Annotated in this window: 15 protein-coding genes and 1 riboswitch; of the genes, 8 read left to right on the plus strand and 7 right to left on the minus strand. The window is 69.6% G+C overall.

All coding sequences use genetic code 11. The features are described 5' to 3' along the window. Position 1 precedes the first annotated feature (1 nt). Positions 2 to 754, minus strand: coding sequence for an MBL fold metallo-hydrolase (locus A5697_RS23445; RefSeq protein ID WP_068012197.1), 753 nt, complete (start codon positions 752 to 754; stop codon positions 2 to 4). A gap of 44 nt (positions 755 to 798) precedes the next feature. Between A5697_RS23445 and fgd the strand changes: the two genes are divergently transcribed. The 3 genes from fgd to A5697_RS23460 are packed head-to-tail and all read left to right on the plus strand — an operon-like array spanning position 799 to position 5,070. Next, positions 799 to 1,812 carry a glucose-6-phosphate dehydrogenase (coenzyme-F420) gene (gene fgd / locus A5697_RS23450; RefSeq protein WP_067943872.1) on the plus strand — a complete coding sequence of 338 codons (1,014 nt, stop codon included), beginning with the start codon at positions 799 to 801 and terminating at the stop codon, positions 1,810 to 1,812. 14 nt (positions 1,813 to 1,826) lie between these two features. Continuing rightward, entirely contained in the window at positions 1,827 to 3,920 is a 2,094-nt protein-coding gene (gene pta / locus A5697_RS23455; protein ID WP_068012198.1) for a phosphate acetyltransferase, read from the plus strand. Then, positions 3,913 to 5,070 carry an acetate kinase gene (locus A5697_RS23460; protein ID WP_156673421.1) on the plus strand — a complete coding sequence of 386 codons (1,158 nt, stop codon included), beginning with the start codon at positions 3,913 to 3,915 and terminating at the stop codon, positions 5,068 to 5,070. The genes pta and A5697_RS23460 overlap by 8 nt, the downstream gene beginning before the upstream one ends. Here the strand turns inward: A5697_RS23460 and A5697_RS23465 are convergent. Genes A5697_RS23465 through glnX form a run of 5 tightly spaced genes read right to left on the minus strand, consistent with a single transcriptional unit; the run spans position 5,059 to position 12,194 of the window. Further along, positions 5,059 to 6,240 (minus strand): DUF1501 domain-containing protein, encoded by a 1,182-nt coding sequence (locus tag A5697_RS23465; RefSeq protein ID WP_068012199.1) that lies wholly within the window; start codon positions 6,238 to 6,240, stop codon positions 5,059 to 5,061. The two genes, A5697_RS23460 and A5697_RS23465, sit on opposite strands and share 12 nt — an antisense overlap. Positions 6,241 to 6,252: 12 nt before the next feature. Further along, positions 6,253 to 7,566: a DUF1800 domain-containing protein gene (locus A5697_RS23470; RefSeq protein WP_068012200.1), complete on the minus strand. Its 1,314-nt coding sequence runs from the start codon at positions 7,564 to 7,566 to the stop codon at positions 6,253 to 6,255. Between the two features lie 52 nt (positions 7,567 to 7,618). Next, the gene (locus A5697_RS23475; RefSeq protein ID WP_067943866.1) at positions 7,619 to 9,898 is read right to left on the minus strand and encodes a serine/threonine-protein kinase PknG; all 2,280 of its coding nucleotides are present in this window, start codon (positions 9,896 to 9,898) and stop codon (positions 7,619 to 7,621) included. Further along, a complete protein-coding gene (locus A5697_RS23480) occupies positions 9,898 to 10,878 on the minus strand; it encodes a glutamate ABC transporter substrate-binding protein (protein WP_067943864.1) in 981 nt (326 codons plus the stop codon). The genes A5697_RS23475 and A5697_RS23480 overlap by 1 nt, the downstream gene beginning before the upstream one ends. After that, a complete protein-coding gene (gene glnX, locus A5697_RS23485) occupies positions 10,875 to 12,194 on the minus strand; it encodes a protein kinase G-activating protein GlnX (RefSeq protein ID WP_067943862.1) in 1,320 nt (439 codons plus the stop codon). Before glnX ends, A5697_RS23480 begins: the two co-directional genes overlap by 4 nt. A gap of 134 nt (positions 12,195 to 12,328) precedes the next feature. Between glnX and A5697_RS23490 the strand changes: the two genes are divergently transcribed. Then, entirely contained in the window at positions 12,329 to 12,961 is a 633-nt protein-coding gene (locus A5697_RS23490) for an NUDIX hydrolase (protein ID WP_067943860.1), read from the plus strand. Here the strand turns inward: A5697_RS23490 and thiE are convergent. Beyond that, complete coding sequence (gene thiE / locus A5697_RS23495) at positions 12,933 to 13,604, minus strand: thiamine phosphate synthase (protein ID WP_067943858.1); 672 nt, start codon at positions 13,602 to 13,604, stop codon at positions 12,933 to 12,935. The genes A5697_RS23490 and thiE overlap by 29 nt on opposite strands. A gap of 36 nt (positions 13,605 to 13,640) precedes the next feature. After that, a riboswitch (TPP riboswitch) is annotated at positions 13,641 to 13,773 on the plus strand. On the opposite strand from thiE, the gene thiO reads away from it, so the two are divergent. The 4 genes from thiO to A5697_RS23515 all read left to right on the plus strand — a co-directional run. Continuing rightward, positions 13,764 to 14,780 (plus strand): glycine oxidase ThiO, encoded by a 1,017-nt coding sequence (thiO, locus tag A5697_RS23500; RefSeq protein ID WP_068012201.1) that lies wholly within the window; start codon positions 13,764 to 13,766, stop codon positions 14,778 to 14,780. It overlaps the preceding riboswitch by 10 nt. Then, positions 14,777 to 14,974 (plus strand): sulfur carrier protein ThiS, encoded by a 198-nt coding sequence (gene thiS, locus A5697_RS23505; protein WP_067943854.1) that lies wholly within the window; start codon positions 14,777 to 14,779, stop codon positions 14,972 to 14,974. Before thiO ends, thiS begins: the two co-directional genes overlap by 4 nt. Further along, on the plus strand, positions 14,967 to 15,725 hold the full coding sequence (locus A5697_RS23510; protein ID WP_067943851.1) for a thiazole synthase: 759 nt from the start codon (positions 14,967 to 14,969) through the stop codon (positions 15,723 to 15,725). Before thiS ends, A5697_RS23510 begins: the two co-directional genes overlap by 8 nt. Then, a partial coding sequence (locus A5697_RS23515) for an SGNH/GDSL hydrolase family protein (protein ID WP_197501095.1) occupies positions 15,722 to 16,208 on the plus strand: 487 nt, incomplete at its 3' end. The genes A5697_RS23510 and A5697_RS23515, both read left to right, overlap by 4 nt.

The following is a 16,208-nucleotide window of genomic DNA, read 5'->3' on the forward strand; positions in this document are numbered from 1 at the left end:
CTCATCCCCCGCGGGCGAGCGCCATCGCCCGGTCGGTGGCTTCGCGGATCGGACCGCGCCACAGGTCGCCGTGGCCGGGCGCCAGCGTCTCGGTCTCCAGCAGGGCCAGCGCGGCCAGGCTGCGGACGCAATCGTCCTGATTGTGGCTGAACACCGCCGGCAGCAGCTGCGGCCCGCCGCGACGCAGCAACGGATGGCCGGTGATCAGCGCGTCGCCGCTGGCCAGCACCCCGTCGACCAGATACGAGCAATGCCCGCCGGTGTGTCCCGGGGTCGGAATGGCCATCGGGCGCCCCGGCAGACCGGCGGCCACCTCGGTGGTCAGCGGCCGGGTGGACGGGATGCCGTCGCGGATCAGGCCACCGCTGCGCACCACGTGCAGGCCCCATACCGCCCACCGGGGACGCCAAATGCGAATCGCCACATCGAAAATCGAGACCTGCTCCAGGTACTCGCGCTTGGCGTGCCCCACTTCGTCCGCGTGGCAATACAAACTCGTGCCGTAGGTGTCGGCGAACCAGATCGCCGAGCCCAGGTGGTCGATGTGCGCGTGCGTCAGCAGGATGGCCCGCACGTCGCCGGCCTCGTAGCCCAGCTGCCGCAGCGAGGCCAGCACGTCGTCGCGATCCCCGGGATAGCCGGCGTCGATCAGCATCACCCCGGTGTCGTCGGCGACCACCGTCCAGTTCACGGCGTGGCCCTGAGCGAGGTGAACCGTGTCGGTGACTTGAACGAGAGTCGGTGCCGGTCCCATGCCCGCGAGTTTAGGAGCGACCGCCCGAGGAGTAGAAATAACGGGTGGCTGAACTGAAACTTGGATACAAAGCGTCCGCCGAACAATTCGCACCGCGTGAGCTCGTCGAACTGGCCGTCGCCGCCGAGGGTCACGGCATGGACAGCGCGACCGTCAGCGACCATTTCCAGCCGTGGCGGCACGAGGGCGGGCACGCCCCGTTCTCGCTGGCCTGGATGACGGCGGTCGGGGAGCGCACGGAACGGATCGTGCTGGGCACTTCCGTGCTCACCCCGACGTTCCGGTACAACCCCGCGGTGATCGCGCAGGCGTTCGCCACCATGGCCTGCCTGTACCCGAACCGGATCTTCCTGGGCGTCGGCACCGGAGAGGCGTTGAACGAGATAGCCACCGGCTACGAGGGTGACTGGCCGGAGTTCAAGGAGCGCTTCGCCCGGCTGCGCGAATCGGTGCGGTTGATGCGGGAGTTGTGGCGCGGTGACCGCGTCGACTTCGACGGCGAGTACTACCGGCTCAAGGGCGCCTCGATCTACGACGTGCCCGACGGTGGCGTGCCCATCTACATCGCCGCCGGCGGCCCGGCGGTCGCCAAGTACGCCGGCCGCGCCGGCGACGGCTTCATCTGCACGTCGGGCAAGGGCGAAGAGCTGTACAAGGACAAGCTGATCCCGGCGGTCAAGGAAGGCGCGGCCGCGGCGGAGCGCAACGTCGACGACGTCGACAAGATGATCGAGATCAAGATCTCCTACGACCCGGACCCCGAACTGGCGCTGGAGAACACCCGGTTCTGGGCGCCGCTGTCGTTGACCGCCGAGCAGAAGCACAGCATCGACGACCCGATCGAGATGGAAAAGGCGGCCGACGCGCTGCCGATCGAACAGGTCGCCAAGCGCTGGATCGTGGCGTCGGACCCCGACGAGGCCGTCGAGAAGGTGGCCCAGTACGTCGGGTGGGGCCTGAACCACTTGGTGTTCCACGCGCCCGGCCACGACCAGCGTCGCTTCCTGGAGCTGTTCGAAAAGGACCTCGCGCCCAGGTTGCGCAGGCTGTCCTCATAGGGCAGGCGTTCAGCGTGTCCGACGCCTCCCGGCCGGATTCCCAACCCTCCGCGATCTACATCGCGGCGCCCGAGGGGGACACCGGCAAGTCGGCGATCGCGTTGGGGATCATGCACCACCTCGCCGCGAACGTGGCCAAGGTCGGGGTGTTCCGGCCGATCACCCGGTTCGGGGAAGACCGCGACTACATCCTCGAGCTGCTGCTGGCGCACAGCACCGCGGGCCTGCCCTACGAGCGGTGCGTGGGTGTGACCTATCAGGAGTTGCACGCCGATCGCGACGCCGCGCTCGCCGACATCGTCGACCGGTACCACGCGATGGCCGAAGCGTGCGACGCCGTGGTGATCGTCGGCAGTGACTACACCGACGTCGCCAGCCCCGCCGAACTTTCGTTCAACGCGCGCATCGCGGTCAACCTCGGCGCACCTGTGCTTTTGGTGGTGCGGGCCAAGGGGCGCACGGCCGAGGACGTCGTCCATGTCGTGCAGTCGTGTCTGGACGACCTGGCCGCCCAGCACGCCCACACCGCGGCGGTGGTGGCCAACCGCTGCGAACCATCGCACATGAGCGCCGTCGCCGAGGCGCTGCGCGAGTTCACCCCGCAGAGTTACGTGCTCCCGAACGAGCCGCTGCTGCCCGCGCCCGCGGTCGCCGACCTCCAGAAGGCGGTGGACGGAACGCTGGTCAGTGGGGACACCGCGCTGCTGGGACGTGAAGTGCTGGGCGTGATGGTCGCGGGGATGACCGCCGACCACGTGCTCGAACGGCTGTCAGACGGCGTCGCGGTCATCACCCCCGGCGACCGCTCGGACGTGGTGCTGGCGGTGGCCAGCGCCCATGCGGCCGAAGGCTTTCCGTCCCTGTCGTGCATGGTACTCAACGGCGGGTTCGAGCTGCATCCGTCGATCAGCGCCCTGGTGGCCGGACTGCGGCTCCGGCTGCCCATCGTCACCACCAAGCTGGGCACCTACGACACGGCCAGCGCCGCGGCCTCGGCGCGCGGCCGGGTGACGGCGAGCTCGCAGCGCAAGATCGACACCGCGCTGGAACTGATGGACCGCTATGTCGACATCGGGGATATGTTGGCCCAGCTCGCCATTCCGATCCCGACCGTGACCACGCCGCAGATGTTCACCCACCGCCTGCACCTGTTGGCTCGCGCGGATCGCAAGCGCATCGTGCTTCCCGAGGGCGACGACGACCGTATCCTCAAGTCGGCCGGCCGCCTGCTGCAGCGCCAGATCGCCGACCTGACGATCCTCGGCGACGAGGCCGAAATTCGTTTGCGCGCAGCCGAACTCGGAGTCGACCTCGGTGACACGAAGGTGATCGACCCGCTCACCAGCGACCTGCGCGACGGGTTCGCCGACCAGTACGCCGAGTTGCGCAAGGCCAAAGGAATCACGGTCGAGCATGCCCGCGAGATCATGCGCGACGCCACGTACTTCGGCACCATGATGGTCTACAACGGCATGGTCGACGGGATGGTGTCCGGCGCCGCGCACACCACGGCGCACACCGTTCGGCCTGCGTTCGAGATCATCAAGACCATGCCCGACGTCTCCACCGTTTCCAGCGTCTTCTTCATGTGCCTGCCCGATCGGGTGCTGGCCTACGGTGACTGCGCGATCGTTCCCAACCCGACACCGGAACAGCTGGCCGACATCGCCATCTCGTCGTCGCGCACCGCCGCGCGATTCGGCATCGAGCCGCGGGTGGCCATGCTGTCCTATTCCACCGGCGACTCCGGGGCCGGAGCCGACGTGGAAAAAGTCAGGGCGGCAACCGAACTGGTGCGGTCCCGGGCGCCCGACCTGCCCGTCGAGGGTCCGATCCAGTACGACGCCGCGATCGAGCCGTCGGTCGCGGCCGCCAAACTGCGGGACTCGCCGGTGGCCGGCCGCGCCACCGTGCTGATCTTTCCCGACCTCAACACCGGCAACAACACCTACAAGGCGGTGCAGCGCAGTGCCGGGGCGATCGCGATAGGGCCGGTGCTGCAGGGCTTACGCAAGCCGGTGAACGACCTGTCCCGGGGTGCGCTGGTCGAAGACATCGTGAACACGGTTGCCATCACCGCGATTCAGGCACAGGGTGCCCGTGGTTAACGCCAACCGCACGGTGCTGGTGATCAACTCCGGGTCGTCTTCGCTGAAATACCAGTTGGTCGACCCCGACTCCGGCGAGGCCCGGGCGACGGGCAACGTCGAACGCATCGGGGAGGAGTCGTCCCCGGTGCGCGACCACGACACGGCGCTGCGGCAAGCGTTCGACGCACTGTCCGATCAGGGAATCGACCTGCGCGCTTGCGATTTGGTGGCGGTGGGCCACCGGGTGGTGCACGGCGGCCAGACGTTCTACAAGCCCACACCGGTGGATGACGCGGTGCTCGACAAACTGGACGAATTGTCGGAACTGGCGCCGCTGCACAATCCCCCCGCGGTCAAAGGGATCGAGGTGGCGCGCAAGCTGCTGCCGGACGTTCCGCACATCGCGGTGTTCGACACGGCGTTCTTCCATGACATGCCGCCCGCGGCCGCGACCTATGCCATCGACCGCGGCCTGGCGGAACGCTGGCGGATCCGCCGCTACGGGTTCCACGGCACGTCGCACCGGTATGTGAGCGAACAGGCCGCCGCCTTCCTGGGCCGGCCGCTGCGCGGCCTGAAACAGATTGTGCTGCATCTGGGTAACGGCTGCTCCGCCTCGGCGATCGCCGGCACCCGACCCCTCGACACGTCGATGGGCCTGACCCCGCTGGAGGGTCTGGTGATGGGCACCCGCAGCGGTGACATCGACCCCAGCATCGTCAGTTATCTCTGCCACACCGCGAAGATGGGCGTCGACGAGGTCGAGTCCATGCTCAATCAGCGGTCGGGGATGCTGGGCCTGTCCGGCGAGCGCGACTTCCGCCGGTTGCGCACCATGATCGAATCGGGCGACGCCGCAGCCCAATTGGCCTACAGCGTGTTCACCCACCGGCTGCGCAAGTACATCGGCGCCTATCTGGCGGTGCTGGGGCACACCGATGTCATCACCTTTACCGCCGGCATCGGGGAAAACGACGCGGCGGTGCGCCGCGACGCGGTGGCCGGGCTGGAGGAGTTGGGGATCGTGCTCGACGAGCGCCGCAACCTCGGTGGCGGCAAGGGCGCCCGGCAGATCTCCGCCGAGGCGTCGCCGATCACCGTGCTCGTGATACCCACCAACGAAGAACTCGCCATCGCCCGCGAGTGCGTTGTCGAGCTAAACCGGTAGGAAGCCGACACTCTTGCGTCCGGCGCCCACGGACGGCGTGGGATCGGTCCCGATCGTTCGCGCGAGCAGCTCGTGGTAAACGTCGCGAAAGTCGGTGGTGTACTTCAGGTCCCCGTTGTCGAGGTCGGTCAGGCTGGGTTCCTCGCCGTAGAATCCGCCCCGAACGGGGGCGCCCGCGACGAAGACGGGGCCGGCGGTGCCGTGATCGGTGCCCTGCGATGCATTGGCGCGCACCCGGCGGCCGAACTCCGAATACGCCATCACGACCACATTCGAGCCGGCCACCTGCCGCAGGAACGAGCTGACCGCCTCGTCGAACGTCCCGAGCAGGCGTTGCTGCGTATCGCGTTCGCCGGCGTGGGTGTCGAAACCGCCCAATTGCACGGTGTACACCCGCGTCGGCACCCGGGCCCGCACCGCCGCGGCAACCATGTTCAGCTGCGTGGACAACGAATTGTTTTGGTGTCCAGCGGCTTTCACGGGATCAAACGCCTTGGCGGTGGTGCGTGTTGCGCGGTAGGACTTGCAGACGGCGGCCATCGCCGGTGTGTCGTCGGGGTCGTCGGTGCCGAGCGCGCCCAGCAGGGCGTCGAGGCGCTCTCCGCCGGGCGACGGGTTGGTGGAAAGCGCCGCGGCGGTGAATTTTTCGCCGACCGTCAACGGGGGTAGGACGGGACCGATGTTGACCGCGCGTAGCGGGTCGTCGCCGGTCACGTCGAGCCAGCGGCCGATCCAGCCTGTCGGCACGGGTTCGGCCGGTGACGCCGTCTGCCAGATATCCATGGACCGGAAGTGGCTGTGGTCTGGCCGGGGATAGCCCACACCCCGCACTATCGCGAGTTGCCGCCTGCCCCACAGCTCGGCCAGGCCCTTCAGCGCGGGGTTGAGTCCCAACGTGTCGTCGAGGTGCAGGACGTCGCTCGGGGCGTAGGCGAGTTCGGGGCGGGCATCGTGATACGCGTTGTCCCCGTAGGGGATCAGCGTGTTGATCCCGTCGTTGCCGCCGTAAAGCGTGACCAGCACCAGCACGCCGGCGCCGTCGGGCAGCGGCCGGTCCTGGGCCGCGCGCATCAGATCGGGCCAACTGACCGCGATCGCCGTCGACAGCAGGCCGGCCGCGCCGACGCCCGCGCTGGCGGCCAGGAATCTGCGGCGGTTCATCTCGGGCATCGTCGGTTTCCGCTAGGAAGTCAGGTATTCGGGCGTGTTGACGGCGGCCGCCACCAACTGCGGCGGCGTGCGCACGAGGGGCCGAAGCGCGTCGGCGGTCCGATCCGACCAGTGCCCGACGCCGATCAGGTAGCCGACCGCGTCGATGCGGTCGCCTGGGGCGGTGCTCTCGATCCAGGACAGGTCACCGGCGCGTGCGAGCCGGCCCGCGGCCCGCAGCCGCGCTTCGGCGCTGGCGGTGGACAGCCACACTTGGCCCTGCGGCCAGCCGCCGACGCTCGGCGGAAAGAACGGCCGTTGCCCGAGCGCGCGCAACGTCGCGTCGGCGGCCTTCTGGGTGGCGGGGTCGATGGGCACCCGCACCGCGCGCATCACGCCGACGAGCCATTCGACGGGAGTGTTGACCACGGTGGCACGGCCGCCGATGAATTCGTCGTCGGTGAGGATCGCCCGCGTCAGTGCCCGCAGGTCCCGGCCCGGGCCGTAGGCGGAAACCAGCCTGTCGAGCGTGCGGCGTGACGGCGGCTCGTCGGACGCCAATTGCCGCCACAGCCGGCCGGCGACGTACTCGGCCGACTTGGGTTGCGCCAGCACGGCGTCGCAGAATCCCGCGGCGTCGAAGTTGCTTGTCTGCCCGAACAGCGTCTTGATCGCGCCATCGTGACGGTTGGGGGCCATCGAGGTGTGGCCGTCGGCGCCGATCACCCACCCGGTCAGCGCGCGGGCGCCGTTGCGCACGTCGTCCTCGGTGTAGCCGTTGCCGTGACCAAGGGCGAACAACTCCATGAACTCTCGCGCGAGGTTTTCGTTGGGGGCCTTAGCGGTGCTGCTCTGTCCGTCCAGCCAGCGCAGCATTGCGGCGTCGGTGAGCATCGCGTAGGCCAGCGTGCGGAAGTCTCCCAGCGACAGGGTGCGCAGCTTCTGGTTCTGCGCGGCCAGGTACCCGGCAACCCGAACTTTCTGTGCCGAGGTGGCAAAGTGGTTGTGCCACAGCAGCGTCAGCTTTTCGCCAAGCGGTTGGCGCACGCTGACCATGCGGCGCAACCACCAGTCGGACAGCGCTGCCTGCTGTTCGGACAACTGCTGGTTGTAGCGCTTGCGCGCCGCCGATGTGGCACCCTTCCCGGGCGGTCCGGGTGGGCGCAGAGTGGGCATCGGGGTGGCGAGCGCACCGGGGTCCGCATCGGGATTCGCCGCCAGCATGGCGTCGACGTTGCGCGGCCAGTCCGTGGTCAACGCGGCGTCCACCTCGGGGCCGGTCACCCCGAATCCGGCCCGCCGCAGCACGCGGGCCGTGGTGATCCAAGCAGTGGATTGCCCCGGCATGCGTCAACTGTGCGGCATATACCTATGTTTTCGCTGTGGATAGCCGCGCGTCCTAGAACGTGCTCGTCGGCCGCACTCTGTTCGCCATGTCCACCAGCGCGTAGCGATGGCGCTGGGTGGGCGCGACGCGGGCCAGGTTGCGCAGCGCGGCCTCGACGCCCAGCCGTAGCCCGTGCTCGGTGAACGGGAAGCCGAGGATGTGGTTGGTGCTGGCCTTGTTGTCCTCCAGCCAGTCCATCGCGCAACCCAGCACCAGCGCGCGGATCTGCAGCACCCGCGGTTCGGTCGGCGGCAGCGCCTCCACACGCCGGGCGGCGTCGCGGATGTCCTCCTCGCTGATCTCGCTCTTCGTCCGCCCGGACAGCAGGGTGACGGCGCTGGTGAGGCGCGCGGTGGTGAAATGCCTTGAGGTGGGCGGCACCTCGTCCAGGGTGCGCACCGCTGCGGCTCGATCACCCTCGGTGGAAAGCCATCTGGCCAGCCCGAAAGCCGCCGAGATCACCCCGTCGTTGGTCTTCCACACCGTTTGGTAGTACTTCTGCTCGTCCACGTCGCCGGCCAGCTCGGCCGTCGCGGCCAACGCCAGCTTGGGCGCCAGCTCGCCGGGGAAGGTGTCCAGCACCTCGGTGAAATGCGTTGTGGCGGAATCGTAGTCGCCGGTGAGGAGCTCGGCGACGGCCTTGTACCAGACTAATCGCCATTGCCAGCCCACCCGCTCGGCGAGGTCGTCCAGCTTCCTGGTGGCCTTGGCCACGTCGCCCAGGTCCAGCAGCGCGCGGACCTCCATCAGCGGCAATTCGATCGATTCGGAGACCTCGACGCCGTCGGCGTCCAGCGTGCCGTGCCGGGCCGCGCGCAGCGAGTCCAGGGTCTGCACCGGCTGGGAGAGCACCGTCGCCTGCAGGACGGGAGCGGCGACGTCGGCCGGATCGACTAGCGGCACCTGCAGCGCGGTGACGATCTCGCGGGCCGTCAGCCGCTCCGAGTGGACCTGGCCGTCCAGGTAGACGTCGGTGTGCGCGACGAGCAGGTCGACGCCGAACGTCGAGCGGCTGGGGGAAAAGACCGTCGACAGGCCAGGCCGCGGTATCCCGGTGTCCTGGGCGACCACCTCGCGCAGCACGCCCATCAGCTGGGCGGACATCTCCTCGGTGCTGCCGAACCGGCGCCGCGGGTCGGGATCGGTGGCCCGGCGCAGCAACCGGCGGAACGAGTCGTAGGTCTTCAGCACGGGGTCGTCTTCGGGCAGGCCGTCTACGTAGCGGCCGTTGCGGGTCGGCAGGTTCACCGTGAGCGCGGCGAGGGTGCGCCCCACGGTGTAGATGTCGGTCGCGATCGTCGGGCCGGTCCGCACGATCTCGGGCGCCTGGAAGCCCGGGGTGCCGTAGAGGTAGCCGAAGGAATTGACCCGCGACACCGCGCCCAGGTCGATCAGCTTGAGTTGCTCCTCGGTGAGCATGATGTTCTCCGGCTTGAGGTCGTTGTAGACCAAGCCGATGGAGTGCAGATAGGTCAGCGCCGGCAGGATCTCCAGCAGGTAGGCGATGGCCTCGGCGACGGGCAGCTTCTTGTCTTTGCTGTGCTTGAGCGGCTGCCCGCCGATGTACTCCATGACGATGTAGCCGACCGGGTTGCCGTTCCGGTCCTTGTGCTCGACGAAGTTGAAGATCTGCACGATCTGCGGGTGCACCACTTCGGCGAGGAACTGCCGTTCGGCCATCGCGATCGCCTGCGCCTCGGCGTCGCCGGAGTGCACCAAGCCTTTCAGGACCACCGGGCGGTCGTTGACGTTGTGGTCGACAGCGAGATACACCCACCCCAGGCCGCCGTGCGCGATGCAGCCCTTCACCTCGTACTGGTTGGCGACGATGTCTCCCGGATTCAGTTGTGGGAGAAACGAATACGCACTGCCGCAGGCGGGGCACCAGCCCTCGGACGTCCCCTTGCTCTTTTTGCCGGAGCGGCCGACGGGCTTTCCGCAGTTCCAGCAGAACCGCTTGGCCTCCGGCACCACCGGGTTGGTCATCAGGGCCTCGACCGGGTCGATGTCGCGGACCCGGGGGATCTCGACCAGTCCGCCGCCGAGGTGTCTGACCGGCGGCAGCACCCGAGTCCCGATCGTCAGCCGGTCCTGCGGCTCGCTGTCCATGGTGCCGAGCGAGATGTGCGGGAAGTCGTCGTCATCGTCGTCGAAATCGGGACGGAACAGCGCCTGGGTGGCCTGAATGCGCCCCGTCGTCGGGCCACCGCCCTGCGTGTCCGGCGGTTGGGTGCCCGGGCTCACGTCTTCGGAGCCGGATTCCGGCTGTTCGGTCTTCTCTGACTCGGTCATCAGTCCAAGTACCTCGGCGTGGGCGGGGCGGGTGCCGGCCCCAGCACCGTTAACCACTTGCGGTACAACGTGTTCCACGTACCGTCCCGACGGATCCGCTCCAGCGTGCCGTTGACGAACCGCACCAGTGGCGTGTTGGTCAGGTTGACGCCGATCCCGTACGGCTGGGTCGCCATGTTCGGGCCGACGATGTGCAGATACGGGTCCTCTTCGACCAGCCCGGCCAGGATCGAATCGTCGGTGCTGACGGCGTCGATCTCGCGCTGCTGCATCGCCACCAGACAGTCGGCCCAGTTGACCACCGACACGACGATCGGCGGCGGGTCGATCTGGCGGATCCGGTGCAGCGACGTCGTGCCCTTCGCCACGCAGACCCGCTTGCCGGACAGGTCGCCCACCTTGGTGATGGGCGAATCGCGCGGGGCCAGGATGCGCTGGTTGGCGTCGAGGTAGACGGTCGAGAAGTTCACCTGCTTGCGCCGGTCGCAGGTGATCGTCATGGTCTTGACCACCACGTCGACCTCGGAGTTCTGCAGCGCGGTGACGCGCTCGTCGGACGACAGGATGCGGTATTCGACGTGCGACGGGGCGCCGAAGATGTCACGCGCGATCTCACCGGCGATGTCGACGTCGAAACCGGTGATCTCGCCGGTGATCGGGTCGCGGAAGCTGAACAGGTTGCTGCCGATGTCGAGCCCGACGATCAGCCGGCCGCGGGCGCGGATGTCGGCGACCGCGGCGTCGGCCTGGGCCTTGGTGGGGAAGGGCCGCAGGCTCGCCGTCAGGTCGCAGCCCTGGGCCGGGTCGTCCGCCGGCAGCGGCGGCTCCGGCGGCAGTTGTTGCATGCCGACCGGGGTGGGCGGCGGCAGCGTCGGCACGTTGGCCACCGTCAGCGATTCGGTATGCCCGCATCCGGCCAGCACGGCCGCCGTCGCGAGGACGGCGCCCGCCCGCCGCGACCGCGCCAGCCGCGTTCTCATCGGTACTCTCTCAGCCGTGGCCACAAGCCCAGTGCCACCGCGATGGCGGCCCCGAGGCTGAGCACCACGCCGCCGACCTGCGCGCCGGACAGCCCGCTGCGCGCGTTGAGGACGTCGTTGCGCAGGTGGGTGCGGCTCTGGTCGATGGCCTTCACCAGCTGGTCCTCGAGCTTGTCGAACGCCGGCGTGGAGTCGTCCTCGCTGCTGCCCAGGGCCACCTGCGTGGCCGCCCGGTAGTTGCCCACCGAGATGTAGGAGTTGATCCGGTCGTTCGCCTGCCGCCAGCGCAGCAGCAGCTGGTTGGCGCCCTCCAGGTCGGGTTTGTCGACGGCGTCGCTGCGGACCATGTACTGGTCCAGCTGTTGGTGCATGGAGTCGATCCGCTGATAAAACGACTGCTTGCGCTTCTCCTCGTCCCCGCGGCGGATCAGCGATAGCGTCTCGTCGGCCCGCGCCTGCTGGGCGGTGATCGCGACGTTGGTCACGATCCGCAGCGAGTCGGCGGCCGTGTTCTTGGCGCTACGGCTGGCGGCCGTGGAGATGGTCAGCGCTGTTCCGACCCATACCACCATGACGAGGATAGCGAGGCCGCCCACGACCAGGCCGGGGTTGATTCGGCGCCGGGTGCGCCTGGCCAGCCATCGGTGGGCGAAGATGCCGAAGACCGCGGTGGCGCTGACCACCAGGATGACCGGCGCCGGGATCTGCGTCGACGCGGTGGTTTCCGCGTCCACCCGTTCCGACGTGGCCTGATACAGCTGCGCCGCGTCCGGCAGGATCGTCGACTGCATCAGGCCCGAGGCCTCCGACAGATACGACGACCCGACCGGGTTGCCCTCGCGATTGTTGGTGCGCGCGATTTCGATCAGGCCGGTGTAGACGGCCAGTTCGGCGTTGATCCGGCCCAGCAGCTGCACCAGCGGTTCGTCGGTGAGGCCGCTCGACGCCCGAGTCACCGCGACCGACGCGTCGGTGATGGCCTGCTCGTAGCGCTGCCGTACGGGCGGTGGCTCGGCCTCGGCGATGAACGCGGTGGCCGCCGCGGCGTCGGCCACCGACAGGGTGGTGTACAGCCGCCCGGCGGCGAACGACAGCGGCTCGGTGTGGTTGAGCACCGTCGTCAACACCTGCTGCCGGTGGTTGATGGTGGTAGAGGTGGCGAAGGCGCAGATGCCGCCGAGCACCGCCAGGACGATCCCGATGGTCAGGATGCGGCCGGGCGTGGTGGAAATGAACCACCAGCGCGGATGGGCCGGTTCGGCCGGCGACCGCGACCCCTGCGGCTCGGTCGACGGGTGCGCCAGCTCAACCGTCACGAGTTATCAGCCCTCATCTTTCGCGGCCACCGGAACGCTGCACGAACCTCTATAAGCGAATTCTAAGAGAATGTTGCGGCGGATGGGTGGAGGCAGACCAATTGACCAGGCGATCACGTGCATATCCTGAACTCGTGCAGGGCGACGGTGACGGTTGGGTGGTCTCCCACAGCGGCGCCCATTACTGGGGCCGGTACGGCGCGGCCGGTCTGCTGCTGCGGGCCCCGCGGCCGGACGGCACCCCGGCGGTGCTGCTGCAGCACCGCGCGGTGTGGAGCCATCAGGGCGGAACCTGGGGTTTGCCGGGCGGCGCCCGTGACAGCCACGAGACGCCGGAGGAGACCGCGGTCCGCGAGGCGCACGAGGAGGCCGGCCTGCACGGCGAGTTGCTCACCGTGCGGTCGACGGTGGTCACGGCCGAGGTCGGCGGGCTCGGCGGCGCCCGTTGGACCTACACCACGGTGGTCGCCGACGCCGCCGAGTTGCTGCACACGGTGCCCAACGGGGAGAGCGCCGAGATGCGCTGGGTCGCCGAGGACGAGGTGGCCGAGCTGCCGCTGCATCCCGGCTTCGCCGCGAGCTGGCACCGGCTGCGCACGGCCACGGCGCTGGTGCCCCTGGGCCACGCCGACGAACGGCGGCGGCACCTGCCCCGCACGATGGAGATCGAGGACGGCGTCTTCGTCTGGTGCATGCCCGGGGACGCCGACGAGGAGCCGTCGCACCTCAGCCGGCGGATCAGCTCGCTGCTGCAAGCGCCGCACTGAGCCGCTGCGCCGCGGCCCGCGGGTCGGCGGCCGCCGTGATCGCCCGCACCACCACGATCCGCCGCGCGCCGGCGGCGAGCACCTCGGGCAGTCGCCGCTCGTCGATGCCGCCGATCGCGAACCACGGCTTTGCGCCGCCGAGGTCGGCGGCCGACCGCACCAGCCCCAGGCCCGGCGCCTCCCGCCCCGGTTTGGTCGGGGTGGGCCAGCACGGGCCGACGCAGAAATAGTCCGCCTCGCCCGCCGCGGCGGCCGCGGCCTGATCGCGGTCATGGCTGGACAGGCCGAGCAGCGTGTCCGGGCCGACGATTTCGCGGGCCACCTCCAGCGGCAGGTCACCCTGCCCGAGGTGCAGCACATCGGCGCCCGCCGCGCGGGCGATGTCCGCCCGGTCGTTGACCGCGAACAGGGCGCCGTGCCGGCGGGCCGCGTCGGCCAGGATCTCGCACGCCGCCAGCTCGTCGCGAGCCTCGAGGGCCCCGAACCGCTGCTCACCGGGCGACCCCTTGTCGCGCAGCTGGATGATATCGACCCCGCCGGCCAGCGCGGCGTCGGCGAACTCGCCCAGATCGCCGCGCTCCCGGCGCGCGTCGGTACACAGATATAACCGTGCGGCCGCCAGGCGGATAACTCGCTGATGCACACCGCGACGCTAGCGCGCTAGCGTGGAAGCCGAAGAACTTACCGACACGGGAGTCCCGGGTAGTCATCTGCGGGGCTGAGAGTGGGCACAGCCAGGTCAGCGGGACCTGCCCTTACCGTCACACCTGATCCGGGTCATGCCGGCGAAGGGAGGCCAAGGATGCCAACAGACCCTGGGTCGTTGGCCGTCATCGGCGGGGGCGTCATCGGGCTGTCGGTGGCGCGCCGCGCCGCGCAGGCCGGATGGTCGGTCCGGGTGCACCGCACTTCCGAGCGGGGCGCGTCCTGGGTCGCCGGCGGCATGCTGGCCCCGCACAGCGAAGGCTGGCCCGGTGAGGAGCGGCTGCTGCAGCTGGGGCTGGAGTCACTGCGGCTGTGGCGCGAGGGCGGCTTCACCGACGGGCTTCCCCCGCGGGTGATCACCGCCCGCGAGTCGCTGGTGGTGGCCGTCGACCGGGCCGACGTCGCCGACCTGCGCACCGTCGCCGACTGGCTGTCCGCGCAGGGGCATCCGGTGGTCTGGGAGTCGGCCGCCCGGGATCTGGAACCGCTGCTGGCGCAAGGCATCCGGCACGGCTTTCGGGCCCCCACCGAGCTGGCGGTGGACAACCGCGCGGTGCTGGACGCCCTGGCCACCGAATGCGAGCGCCTCGGCGTGCGGTGGGCCCCGCCGGCGCACGAACTGTCCGCGGTCGACGGCGACGCGGTCGTGATCGCCAACGGCATCGACGCCCCCGCGCTTTGGCCCGGCCTGCCGGTGCGCCCGGTCAAGGGCGAGGTGTTGCGCCTGCGCTGGCGCCGGGGGTGTATGCCGGTGCCGCAGCGCGTCATTCGGGCCCGCGTGCACGGGCGGCAGGTGTACCTGGTTCCCCGTGCGGACGGGGTGGTGGTCGGGGCCACCCAATACGAACACGGGCGCGACACCGCCCCGGTGGTCTCCGGAGTGCGCGACCTGCTCGACGACGCGTGTGCGGTGTTGCCCGCACTCGGCGAGTACGAACTCGCCGAGTGCGCTGCCGGCCTGCGCCCGATGACACCGGACAACCTGCCCCTGGTGCAACGCCTGGACGAGCGAACCCTGGTGGCCGGCGGCCACGGCCGATCCGGGTTTCTGCTGGCGCCATGGACCGCCGAACAGATCGTCGGTCAACTGGCGCCGGTCGGAGCGCCGTCATGATCGTGGTGGTCAACGAGCAGCAGGTCGATGTCGACGAGCAGACGACGGTGGCCGCGCTGCTGCAGTCGCTGGGTTACCCGGAGCGGGGGGTCGCGGTGGCGATGGGTGACGCCGTGTTGCCGCGATCCAATTGGACGACAACGCTTTTTGATGGTGCGCGGCTCGAGGTGGTGACGGCGGTGCAGGGTGGCTGAATTGAAACTCACGATCGGCGATCGCAGCTTCGCCTCCCGGCTCATCATGGGCACCGGGGGGGCGACCAGCCTGGCAGCGCTGGAGGAGGCGCTGGTCGCGTCGGGCACCGAGTTGACCACCGTCGCGATGCGGCGCGTCGACGCCGACGGCGGGACGGGGCTGCTGGATCTGCTCAACCGGCTCGGCATCACGCCGCTGCCCAATACCGCGGGATGCCGCAGCGCGGCGGAGGCGGTGTTGACCGCGCAGTTGGCCCGCGAGGCGCTCAACACCAACTGGGTCAAGCTGGAGGTGATCGCCGACGAGCGCACGCTGCTGCCCGACGCGGTCGAATTGGTCCGGGCCGCAGAGCAACTGGTCGACGACGGGTTTGTCGTCCTGCCCTACACCAATGACGACCCCGTGTTGGCGCGTCGGCTCGAAGACGCCGGGTGCGCGGCGGTGATGCCGCTGGGTTCGCCGATCGGCACCGGCCTGGGCATCACCAACCCGCACAACATCGAGATGATCGTCGCCCGGGCCGGCGTTCCGGTGGTGCTCGACGCCGGCATCGGAACCGCCAGCGACGCCGCGCTGGCGATGGAGTTGGGTTGCGACGCCGTGCTTTTGGCCACCGCGGTGACCCGCGCCGCCGATCCGGCGACGATGGCGGCCGCGATGGCCGCCGCCGTCACCGCCGGCTATCTGGCCCGGCGGGCGGGACGGATTCCCAAACGCTTCTGGGCGCAGGCGTCCAGCCCCGAACGATGAAACGCTATGTCGCGCTGGGCAGTTCAATGGCCGCCGGTCCAGGCATCGGGCCCCGTGCCACCGGGGCGCCCTGGGGCTCCGGTCGGTCGGCGCGCAACTATGCGCACCTGGTCGCGCAGCGATGCGACCTTGATCTGGTAGACGTCACCTTTTCCGGCGCGACCACCGCTCACGTGCTCGCCGACCACCAGCGCGGCGCACCGCCCCAGATCACCGCGCTGAACGGCTCGGAAAGCCTGGTGACCATCACGATCGGTGGCAACGACGTCGGTTACATCCCGCTGCTGATGGCCGCCTCGTTGCCGCGAGCCGTCCGGCGCCTGCCGTTGCTCGGTCCGCGGATGTCGTTGCTGCTGGACCGGGATGCGCGGAATCAGGCCCTGGACGCGGTGTTCGAGTCCTTGTGCGCGGTGGGCCTCGCCGGGGCGGGAGGCGCCCCCCCCCCCCCCCGGGCGGGCCCGGGCGGCGCGCAGCCGCCCCACC

This window comes from Mycobacterium sp. E3251 (genome assembly GCF_001666835.1).
Lineage (GTDB): Bacteria > Actinomycetota > Actinomycetes > Mycobacteriales > Mycobacteriaceae > Mycobacterium.

What these genes read in the sequence shown, in the direction of transcription:
- A5697_RS23445 (WP_068012197.1), bottom strand. Translation starts at nt 754, where the DNA reads ATGGGACCGGCACCGACTCTCGTTCAAGTCACCGACACGGTTCACCTC.
- A5697_RS23465 (WP_068012199.1), bottom strand. Translation starts at nt 6,240, where the DNA reads ATGCCCGAGATGAACCGCCGCAGATTCCTGGCCGCCAGCGCGGGCGTC.
- A5697_RS23470 (WP_068012200.1), bottom strand. Translation starts at nt 7,566, where the DNA reads ATGCCGGGGCAATCCACTGCTTGGATCACCACGGCCCGCGTGCTGCGG.
- A5697_RS23475 (WP_067943866.1), bottom strand. Translation starts at nt 9,898, where the DNA reads ATGACCGAGTCAGAGAAGACCGAACAGCCGGAATCCGGCTCCGAAGAC.
- A5697_RS23480 (WP_067943864.1), bottom strand. Translation starts at nt 10,878, where the DNA reads ATGAGAACGCGGCTGGCGCGGTCGCGGCGGGCGGGCGCCGTCCTCGCG.
- thiO (WP_068012201.1), top strand. Translation starts at nt 13,764, where the DNA reads ATGCCAACAGACCCTGGGTCGTTGGCCGTCATCGGCGGGGGCGTCATC.
- thiS (WP_067943854.1), top strand. Translation starts at nt 14,777, where the DNA reads ATGATCGTGGTGGTCAACGAGCAGCAGGTCGATGTCGACGAGCAGACG.